The sequence below is a fragment of the Martelella sp. FOR1707 genome (assembly GCF_053484265.1).
On sequence record NZ_JBAKFP010000001.1, the window covers coordinates 224,141 to 232,486 of the forward strand.

Below are 8,346 nucleotides of genomic sequence, written 5' to 3' on the forward strand. Positions count from 1 at the left end.
CGAGATGGAGGATATTCGGAGCGCATCAAGCGATGCTGCCAGGGTGGCAGAGGCGGGGCTGGCGTCCGAACTCGATCGCCGTCTTTCGGAAGTCACGCCCTCGCGCCTGGCCGAGGCGATGCGTCTGACCGGCCGCCATTTGCATCTGCTCATTGCCGAACTTCGCCCTTCGCCCGAAGAGTTTCGGCAGGTGATACGCTTCTTGACCGATGTGGGTCACCATTCCGATCGCACGCGGCAGGAATGGGCGCTTCTGGCGGATGTACTGGGTGTATCGACGACGATAGATGCGCTGAACCACCCGCGTCCGCAAGGCGCAACCCCCAACACCGTAACCGGCCCATTCTATCGCGCCGATGTGCCGCAACTGCCGCTTGGTGCGGATCTGTCGCGCGACGGCAAAGGCGAACGTCTGCGTGTGACGGGCTGCATCCTTGACCTTGCCGGGCGCGGATTGCCGGGCGCCATGATAGAGGTCTGGCACGCCAATGCAGCGGGACTTTACGAAAATCAGCAGGCCGGCCTGCAACCGGAGTTCAATCTCCGTGGTCGGTTTCAGGCGGACAATAAAGGACGCTTCGACTTCCTGTCGGTCAAGCCCGGCGGCTACGCGCTACCGGCCGATGGGCCGGCGGGTCAGCTTATGGCCGCCATCGGGTGTTCTCTGGAACGGCCGGCACATCTGCATTTCCGGGTCACGGCCAAAGGCCAGCAGACCCTGACCACGCATATCTTCGATCGGGCGGATCCCGCCATCGGCCGGGATGCGATCTTCGGCGTGAAACCCGAGCTTTTGGCGGACTTCCGCGTGGCCCGGACATCGTCCGGTGCGCCGGAACATCTACTTGAACTGAAATTGGTGCTTTGCCCACAAGGGCAGCCCGAATGTGAAACCATGGGAGAAAAGTGAAACATGGCACAAATCAGCGGCTACCACCACCTGACGCTTTCCACGGATGGCGCACAGGAGGATTTCGACTTCTACACCAAGACCCTGGGGCTTCACTCGGTCAAGCGCACGGTGCTGTTTGACGGCGTGATCCCGGTCTATCACCTCTATTACGGCTCGCCCAATGGCGACGCCTCAACCATCATCACCACCTTCCCGTTCCGCAAGCCGGGCGTCTATGGCCGCCGCGGCACGAACCAGTCGCGCACCATCATGCAGGCGATCCCGAAGGGGGCTGCGAGCTTCTGGGTCGACCGGCTGAACGAGCGCGGCATCAAGGCCGAGAAGATCACCCGTTTCGGCGCCGACCGCGTCGTCTTCGCCCATCCCTGCGGCATTCCGCATGAGCTGGTGGAAAGCGACAGCGACAACCGCGCGCCAATCGTCAACGAGGCGCAGGGCGTGAGCGCCGAACACGGCATCAAGGGCATTTACGGCGCGCTGGTCGCCTGCTTTGATCGCACTGCAATGGACGATTTCATGACGATCGCTCTGCCCCTGACCAAGGAAGCCGATTCCGATGAGGGCACCGTTTACCGGGTCCCGGACGCCGATGGCATCATCCAGCGCGTCGAGGTGATCACCGACCGGGAAAGCCCGCAGGGCACCTGGACGCTGTCGGGCGGCACGATCCATCATCTGGCGCTGAACACCGGCGATGAGGAAAACCAGATGAAGCTGCGCGCTCATATCGAGGGTCTCGGCTTCACCGATATTTCCGAGCAGAAGGACCGCAACTACTTCAAGTCCTGCTATGTCCGCTCGCCGGGCGGCGCGCTGTTCGAACTGGCATGGACCACGCCGGAAGGCTGGGCCCGCGACGAGCCTCCGGGCCAGATCGGCAAAACGCTGGTGTTCCCGCCGTGGTTCAAGGATCGCGAGGAAGAGCTGCGCCAAGGTCTTGAGGCTGCGGAATTCAAATGACGATAGCTTAGGGTGTGCTTCGTTGTGGCGCGCTGGGTGGACAGGCTGGACTTGGCCACCGCCACCCGCGTCGCCCGCCCGCCAATCCCGGTGCTGGATCTGCCCGATGTCTGCGTGCTCCGCTCGCTGGAAGATGCGCGTGTACTTCTTCTACCAGGTCAGATGCAGGTGCGCGTCACTAGAACCCGATTGCGCGCAGCAGCAGGAAGCATGCGGCGGAAAGGAGCGCTGCTGCGGGCACTGTGATCACCCAGGCTGCGATGATCGTCATGAAATGGGAACGGCGGACGAGTTTGCGGCGGGCGCGTTCCTGCCCGGGCAGCCTGCGATCGGCCGGGCTTTCCCGCGTCAGGCGACGCGCGCGTCGTTCGTTGTGCCACTCCCGGAAAAAGCCGACACCAAAGACCCCGCCGACCGCAATATGGGTGGAACTCACCGGCAGTCCCAGCCAGGATGCGGCAATGACGGTAACCGCAGCCGACAGCGCCACGCAATAGGCCCGCATCGGATTGAGCTTGGTGATCTGGCTGCCGACCATGCCGATCAGCTTGGGCCCGAACAGAACAAGGCCGAAGGAAATGCCGAGCGCGCCGATCAGCATGACCCAGAGCGGTATCGAGACCTCGCCCGCCACGCTTGAGGACTGATGTACATAGGCGATCGCGGCAAGCGGCCCGACAGCATTGGCAACGTCATTGGCCCCGTGGGCGAAGGAGAGCAGCGCCGCCGAGACGACGAGCGGCGCGCTGAACAGCGATTTCAGCGACCGGTTCCGGTTTTCCAGTCCTTTGGACTGCCGCCGGATGAGCGGCACGGACAATAGGCCCATTGCCACGCCAACGACCACACCGATCAGCAGCGCGGTGGAGAGATCAATGGCCAGCACATGTTTCAGGCCCTTGAGCGCAAGATAGGTGGCGAAGGCCGCGCTCATCACGCCGATCAGCACCGGCACCCAGGTCCGGGCCGCGGCGATCTTGTCGTCGACATAGATGACCCGCCATTTGATGAAGGCGAGCATCGCCGCGGCGAAAATGCCGCCGAGCAGCGGTGAAATCACCCAGCTTGCGGCAATCTTGCCCATCGTCGCCCAGTCGACGGTTCCAAGCCCCGCAGCAACGATGCCCGCGCCCATGACGCCACCGACGACGGAATGCGTGGTCGAGACCGGCGCGCCGATCCAGGTGGCGATATTGACCCAGATCGATGCGGCCAGCAGCGCCGCCATCATCGCCCGCACGAACACTGCCGTGTTGGAAAGCGCCGAGGGATCGATGATGCCCTTGGAAATCGTGGACACCACATCGCCGCCTGCCAGCAGCGCGCCAGCGCTTTCGAAAACGGCGGCGATGGCAATCGCGCCCAGCAGCGACAGGGCTTTCGCCCCGACCGCCGGCCCCATATTGTTGGCCACGTCATTCGCGCCGATATTGAGGGCCATATAGGCCCCGAAGGCCGCGGCGACGATCAGCGCCAGGCTCTGCGGTTCGCCGCCGGCGAAAATCGCGGCGGCCACGGCTGCAAACGAAACGAAGACAAGGCTGACGCCGACCCCCACCAGGGGGCGCGAGGCGTACATGGAGGCTTCCTCAAGCCGCGAAAGACGGTTCAGGTCCTTATCGAGCGTCTTCCATTGCCGGTTGGCGTCATCGGTCAATATGATTTTCCTTGAAGTCCTGAGAACCGCCGGCTTGCGGCACGGCTCTCAACGTCACCGCGCCTGTTCGAGAAGAGCCGGAAGATCCTTCAGGATCGCCTTCAGCTGAGGCTCTTCCACGACCCGTGCCGCATCGTCGTGGTGCATCCATTTGCGTTCGCGCTCCCCCATTTCCGGAAATGTGTCGGCAAGCTCGATCACCCTGATCGCATAGACATACACATCCGTGGTCACCGGCAATCCGCCATCGACGATCTTCTTGTAGCGATAGCGTCCGACGCGCCTTGCTTCGCCGCCGCGATGAACCCCGGCCTCTTCCCACGCCTCTTCCAGCGCCGTGCCGGTTCCATCCGTGCCGGCCACGGGCCATCCCTTCGGGATGATCCAGCGCCTGGTCGTGCGCGAGGTGATGAGCAGGACTTCCGGTCCGGCATTTCCCTGTCGATAGCAGAGCGCGGCGATCTGCACATGTGCAGGCCGGCCGAGAAGAGGGGCGAGATAGCTATTCCAGATCCGTGAGAACATCGGGACACCGTTCAGGAGCGGTCAATATCCCCGCTGCTTATAAAAATGCCAGCCCGATCACAAGGTTAGTGGGGCAAAACTCCCGTATTATCTCCGGATTGTGACCAAGGCGGTTTCCTGCGCCAAGCAAAAGCGGACGGCAAAGCCTTCGGCCGCCTCTCGATGTTCAACGACAAACAGCGGTTCCGGAGAACTTGATCAGGCGCTCGCGTTCTCCGTCGCCGGCCCCGGATGGTGGCAGGCGAAACTGTGTTGAGGGTTCCCGCTCGGGTCCGTACGCAGCGCCGGGACCTCGTTCGCGCATATCGCGGTCGCGCGGGGGCAACGGGTGCGGAAAACGCAGCCTGACGGCGGATTGAGCGGGCTCGGCAGGTCGCCTTCCAGCGGCACGGCTTTCTTGTTGCGTTCGATCTCGGGGTCGGGGATCGGCACGGCGGAAAGCAGGGCCTGCGTATAGGGATGCTGCGGCGAGGCGTACAACACGTCGCTCGGCGCCACTTCCATCACCCGCCCGAGATAGAGCACCATGATCCGCGTCGAAATATGTTTCACCACAGACAGGTCATGGGCGATGAACATCAGCGCAAGACCCAGCTCGCGCTGCAACTCCATCAGCAGATTGATGACCTGCGCCTGGATCGACACGTCAAGCGCGGAGACCGGTTCATCGCAGATGATCAGTTTCGGGCGCACGATCAAAGCGCGGGCGATGCCGATACGCTGGCACTGGCCGCCCGAGAATTCGTGGGGATACCGGTTGATCTGGTTGGGCAGAAGCCCGACCCGGCTCATCATTTCCTGGACCCGTTCGCGGACCTCTTCCTTCGCCATCCCCTTCTGGTGGGTGATGAGCGGTTCGGCGACGATGTCGCCGACCTTCATGCGCGGGTTGAGGCTGGCAAGAGGATCCTGAAAGATCATCTGGATATCGCTGCGATATTTCAGCATTTCGCGCGCAGACAGATCCAGCAGGTTCGTCCGGCCGTTCCACAGCGCCTGGCCTGTTGCCGGCACCATGCGGATGATGGCGCGCGCCAGCGTCGACTTGCCGCAACCGGATTCGCCGACAATGCCCAATGTCTCGCCCGGACGAAGCTCGAAGCTGACGCCGTTGACGGCATGCAGGGACAAAGGCTTGTGCCAGGGCATGCTGCCCCTGCGGTGAATATCGAAGGTGACGCGGACATCGTCCGCTTTCAGCAGAACATCATCCGTCATTGGACATCTCCCTTGGCTTCGACCTCGCCGCCGGTCACCTCGGCGATCGGCCTGTTGCAGGCGCGCAACCTGCCAGGGGCGAACTCGGTCAGCGGGTCGAGGTGGTCCAGACAGTCCTCTCCGGCAAAATCACAGCGCGGCACAAACGGACAGCCTTGCTGAAGGCGCGCCATGTTGGGGGGATTGCCCGGAATGGAACGGAGCACATCGTCATTGCGGTCAACGCGCGGTATGGAGCCGATAAGCCCGCGCGTATAGGGATGGGTCGCATTTTTGAACAACGCATCGACCGGCCCCTTTTCCATGACCTGTCCGCCATACATCACCATCGCCCGTTCGGCCGCGCCGGCAACCACGCCGAGATCATGCGTGATCAGGATCAGCGCCATGCCGAAATCGCGCTGAAGGTCGGAAAGCAGCCGCATGATCTGGGCCTGAACGGTGACGTCGAGCGCGGTCGTCGGCTCGTCGGCAATCAGCACTTCGGGACGACAGAGCAGCGCCATGGCGATCATCACGCGCTGGCGCATGCCGCCGGAAAATTCGTGCGGAAAGAGATTGACGCGCGATTTCGCATCGGGAATGCGCACGGCATCCAGCATGCGCACGCTTTCGGCGATCGCCGCCCGTTTCGTCATGCCCTTGTGAAGCTGCAGCACTTCCGCCATCTGCTCGGAAACCCGCATATAGGGGTTCAGCGAAGTCATAGGGTCCTGGAAGATGATCGCCATGCGGTTGGCGCGGATGGGGTTGATGACCTTCGGCGGGGCGTTGAGGATTTCGGTTCCGTCGAATTTTACCGAGCCGGTGGCCTCGCCGTTGGCGGCCAGAAGACCCATCATCGCGAACACCGTCTGGCTCTTGCCCGATCCGCTCTCGCCGACGATCGCCAGCGTCTCGCCGCGATCAAGCGAGAAGTCGACGCCGCGCACGGCGAAGACGGGGCCGGAATTGGTCGTGAACCGGATATCCAGATTGGAAACGTCGAGAAGCGCCATGTCAGCGATCCTTCGGGTCTAGCGCATCGCGCAGGCCGTCGCCCAGAAAGAAGAACGAAAACAGCGTGACGATGAAGAAAAAGAGCGGGAAGATGAGCTGCCAGAGCGTACCGTAATTCATCGTTGCAGCGCCTTGGGAAATCAACGCCCCGAGGCTGGTCAGCGGCTCCTGGACGCCGAGCCCGAGGAAGGAGATAAAGCTCTCCGACAGGATCATGCCGGGCACCAGCAATGTCGCATAGACGATGACGACGCCCAGAAGGTTGGGCACGACATGGCGGCGGATGATGGTGCTGGAGGCAACGCCCGTTGCCCGTGCGGCCTCGACATATTCGCGGCCCTTCAGCGACAATGTCTGGCCGCGGACGATGCGGCTCATGTCGAGCCAGGACAAAAGCCCGATGCCGACAAAAAGCAGCACGATCGACCGGCCGAACATGACCAGCAGCAGGATCAGGACGAACATGTAGGGAATGGCGAGCAGGATATCGACGGTGCGCATCATCACGTTGTCGATCCGGCCGCCGAGAAATCCCGAGGCCGCGCCATAGATCGTGCCGACGATGACCGCGATCGACGCGCCGATGAGGCCGACGGCCAGGGAGATCTGTGTGCCAAGCACCGTTCGGGCAAAAAGATCACGGCCGAGATCGTCCGTGCCGAAATAGTGCCCGTTGGCAAAGGAAGGCGCGCCTTCGCGCACGATGTCGCCCATCACCATGAAGTCGATCTCGTCGATCGACCAGCGGGCGATGAATGGACCGAAGACGGCAAAGGCTATCACGAAGATCAGCAGACAGAGCCCGATAACGGCCTGCCGGTTCTTGAAGAACCGCACGCGGGCATCCGCCCAGGGAGAACGCCCTTTCTCCGCTTCATCGGCCATCGCCTCGGACAGGCTTTGAATCTTCTCTCTTTCAATCAGCATGGCTCAGTACCTGATTTTCGGGTCGATCCAGGCGTAAAGGATATCGACAAAAAGATTGAAGGCGATGGTCAGCGCGCCAAGCAGAATGGTGATCCCCATCATCACGGCGTAATCGCGGTTAAGCGCGGATTCGACGAAGAACTTGCCGATGCCGCCGGTCGAGAAATACATGTCGATCACCACCGAACCGGTGATCATGCCGACAAAGGCGGGTCCGAGATAGGAAATGACCGGCAGCAGAGACGGTTTCAGCGCATGTTTCATGACCACCCGACGCATCGGCAGCCCCTTGGCTTTCGCGGTGCGAATGTGGTTGGAGTTCAAGACTTCCAGCATGGATGAACGGGTAATGCGGGCAAGCGACGCCATATAGGATGTCGAAAGGGCAATCACCGGCATCACCATATAGGCCGGGTGACCGAGACCTTCCCAGCCGCCGCCCGGCAACCAGCGCAGCCACAGCGTGAAGATCAGCACGAGGATCGGCGCCATGACGAAATTCGGCAGAACCTGCGCGCCAACCGAAATGCCGACTGCCAGGCTGTCCAGCCAGCTATTGTGCCTGACGGCCGCAACCACGCCCAGCGTCACCCCGACAAGCACCGCCACGATGGCTGACAGCAGCCCATAGGTCAGCGTTACGGGAAAGCCCTGCGCGATGATCGAGTTCACCGTCTGGTCCGGATAGACGAATGATGGGCCGAAATCGAACCGGGAAACGATGCCCCAGACATAATCGACAAGCTGCTGCCACAGCGGCTGGTCGAGACCGTATTTGGCGTTGATGTTCGCGAGCACCTGCGGCGGCAGGGCGCGCTCGGAGGAAAACGGTCCGCCCGGAGCGGCGTGCATCAGAAAGAAAGAGAAGACAATCAGCAACAGGATTGTCGGGATCGCCACAAACAGGCGCTTGATGATGTAACCGGTCATGATCGGTCTGGCTCGGCCTTTTGATCCGGTCTACCGCTGCGGACATCTTGTTATCGAGGCGCGCGCGGATCCGGACGAAACGGAGGATTCAGCCTCGCGGGGGGCCCCGTCGCCCCCCCCCCACCCCGTTTAACAACATACACCGGAAACCCCAATATGTCATTTCCGTAACACTTATTCACCACCTTTTAGACCCGAACAACCATAACATCCAGTC

Annotated in this window: 8 protein-coding genes; 2 read left to right on the forward strand and 6 right to left on the reverse strand. The window is 61.9% G+C overall.

Going from position 1 to position 8,346, the window contains the following annotated elements; genetic code table 11:
- Positions 1-4 precede the first annotated feature (4 nt).
- Both V6765_RS01000 and V6765_RS01005 read left to right on the forward strand, forming a co-directional pair.
- The gene (locus tag V6765_RS01000) at positions 5-910 is read left to right on the forward strand and encodes a dioxygenase family protein (protein ID WP_448425718.1); all 906 of its coding nucleotides are present in this window, start codon (positions 5-7) and stop codon (positions 908-910) included.
- Positions 911-913: 3 nt separating this feature from the next.
- The gene (locus tag V6765_RS01005; RefSeq protein ID WP_448425719.1) at positions 914-1,873 is read left to right on the forward strand and encodes a VOC family protein; all 960 of its coding nucleotides are present in this window, start codon (positions 914-916) and stop codon (positions 1,871-1,873) included.
- 178 nt (positions 1,874-2,051) lie between these two features.
- On the opposite strand, the gene V6765_RS01010 is transcribed toward V6765_RS01005, so the two are convergent.
- The 6 genes from V6765_RS01010 to oppB all read right to left on the reverse strand — a co-directional run bounded on the left by V6765_RS01010 (position 2,052) and on the right by oppB (position 8,129).
- Positions 2,052-3,530 carry an inorganic phosphate transporter gene (locus tag V6765_RS01010; RefSeq protein ID WP_448425720.1) on the reverse strand — a complete coding sequence of 493 codons (1,479 nt, stop codon included), beginning with the start codon at positions 3,528-3,530 and terminating at the stop codon, positions 2,052-2,054.
- A 54-nt stretch (positions 3,531-3,584) separates the two neighbouring features.
- Positions 3,585-4,055 (reverse strand): NUDIX hydrolase, encoded by a 471-nt coding sequence (locus V6765_RS01015; protein WP_448425721.1) that lies wholly within the window; start codon positions 4,053-4,055, stop codon positions 3,585-3,587.
- Positions 4,056-4,253: 198 nt separating this feature from the next.
- Entirely contained in the window at positions 4,254-5,273 is a 1,020-nt protein-coding gene (locus V6765_RS01020; RefSeq protein WP_448425723.1) for an oligopeptide/dipeptide ABC transporter ATP-binding protein, read from the reverse strand.
- Positions 5,270-6,271 (reverse strand): oligopeptide/dipeptide ABC transporter ATP-binding protein, encoded by a 1,002-nt coding sequence (locus V6765_RS01025; protein WP_448425724.1) that lies wholly within the window; start codon positions 6,269-6,271, stop codon positions 5,270-5,272. Before V6765_RS01025 ends, V6765_RS01020 begins: the two co-directional genes overlap by 4 nt.
- A 1-nt stretch (position 6,272) precedes the next feature.
- The gene (locus V6765_RS01030; RefSeq protein ID WP_200337496.1) at positions 6,273-7,199 is read right to left on the reverse strand and encodes an ABC transporter permease subunit; all 927 of its coding nucleotides are present in this window, start codon (positions 7,197-7,199) and stop codon (positions 6,273-6,275) included.
- Between the two features lie 3 nt (positions 7,200-7,202).
- Positions 7,203-8,129 carry an oligopeptide ABC transporter permease OppB gene (gene oppB, locus V6765_RS01035; protein WP_200337497.1) on the reverse strand — a complete coding sequence of 309 codons (927 nt, stop codon included), beginning with the start codon at positions 8,127-8,129 and terminating at the stop codon, positions 7,203-7,205.
- Between the last annotated feature and the right edge of the window lie 217 nt (positions 8,130-8,346).

Excerpts from the sequence above, each read along its gene's own strand:
- V6765_RS01000 (WP_448425718.1), top strand. The coding sequence starts at position 5 with ATGGAGGATATTCGGAGCGCATCAAGCGATGCTGCCAGGGTGGCAGAG.
- V6765_RS01005 (WP_448425719.1), top strand. The coding sequence starts at position 914 with ATGGCACAAATCAGCGGCTACCACCACCTGACGCTTTCCACGGATGGC.
- V6765_RS01015 (WP_448425721.1), bottom strand. The coding sequence starts at position 4,055 with ATGTTCTCACGGATCTGGAATAGCTATCTCGCCCCTCTTCTCGGCCGG.
- V6765_RS01020 (WP_448425723.1), bottom strand. The coding sequence starts at position 5,273 with ATGACGGATGATGTTCTGCTGAAAGCGGACGATGTCCGCGTCACCTTC.
- V6765_RS01025 (WP_448425724.1), bottom strand. The coding sequence starts at position 6,271 with ATGGCGCTTCTCGACGTTTCCAATCTGGATATCCGGTTCACGACCAAT.
- V6765_RS01030 (WP_200337496.1), bottom strand. The coding sequence starts at position 7,199 with ATGCTGATTGAAAGAGAGAAGATTCAAAGCCTGTCCGAGGCGATGGCC.
- oppB (WP_200337497.1), bottom strand. The coding sequence starts at position 8,129 with ATGACCGGTTACATCATCAAGCGCCTGTTTGTGGCGATCCCGACAATC.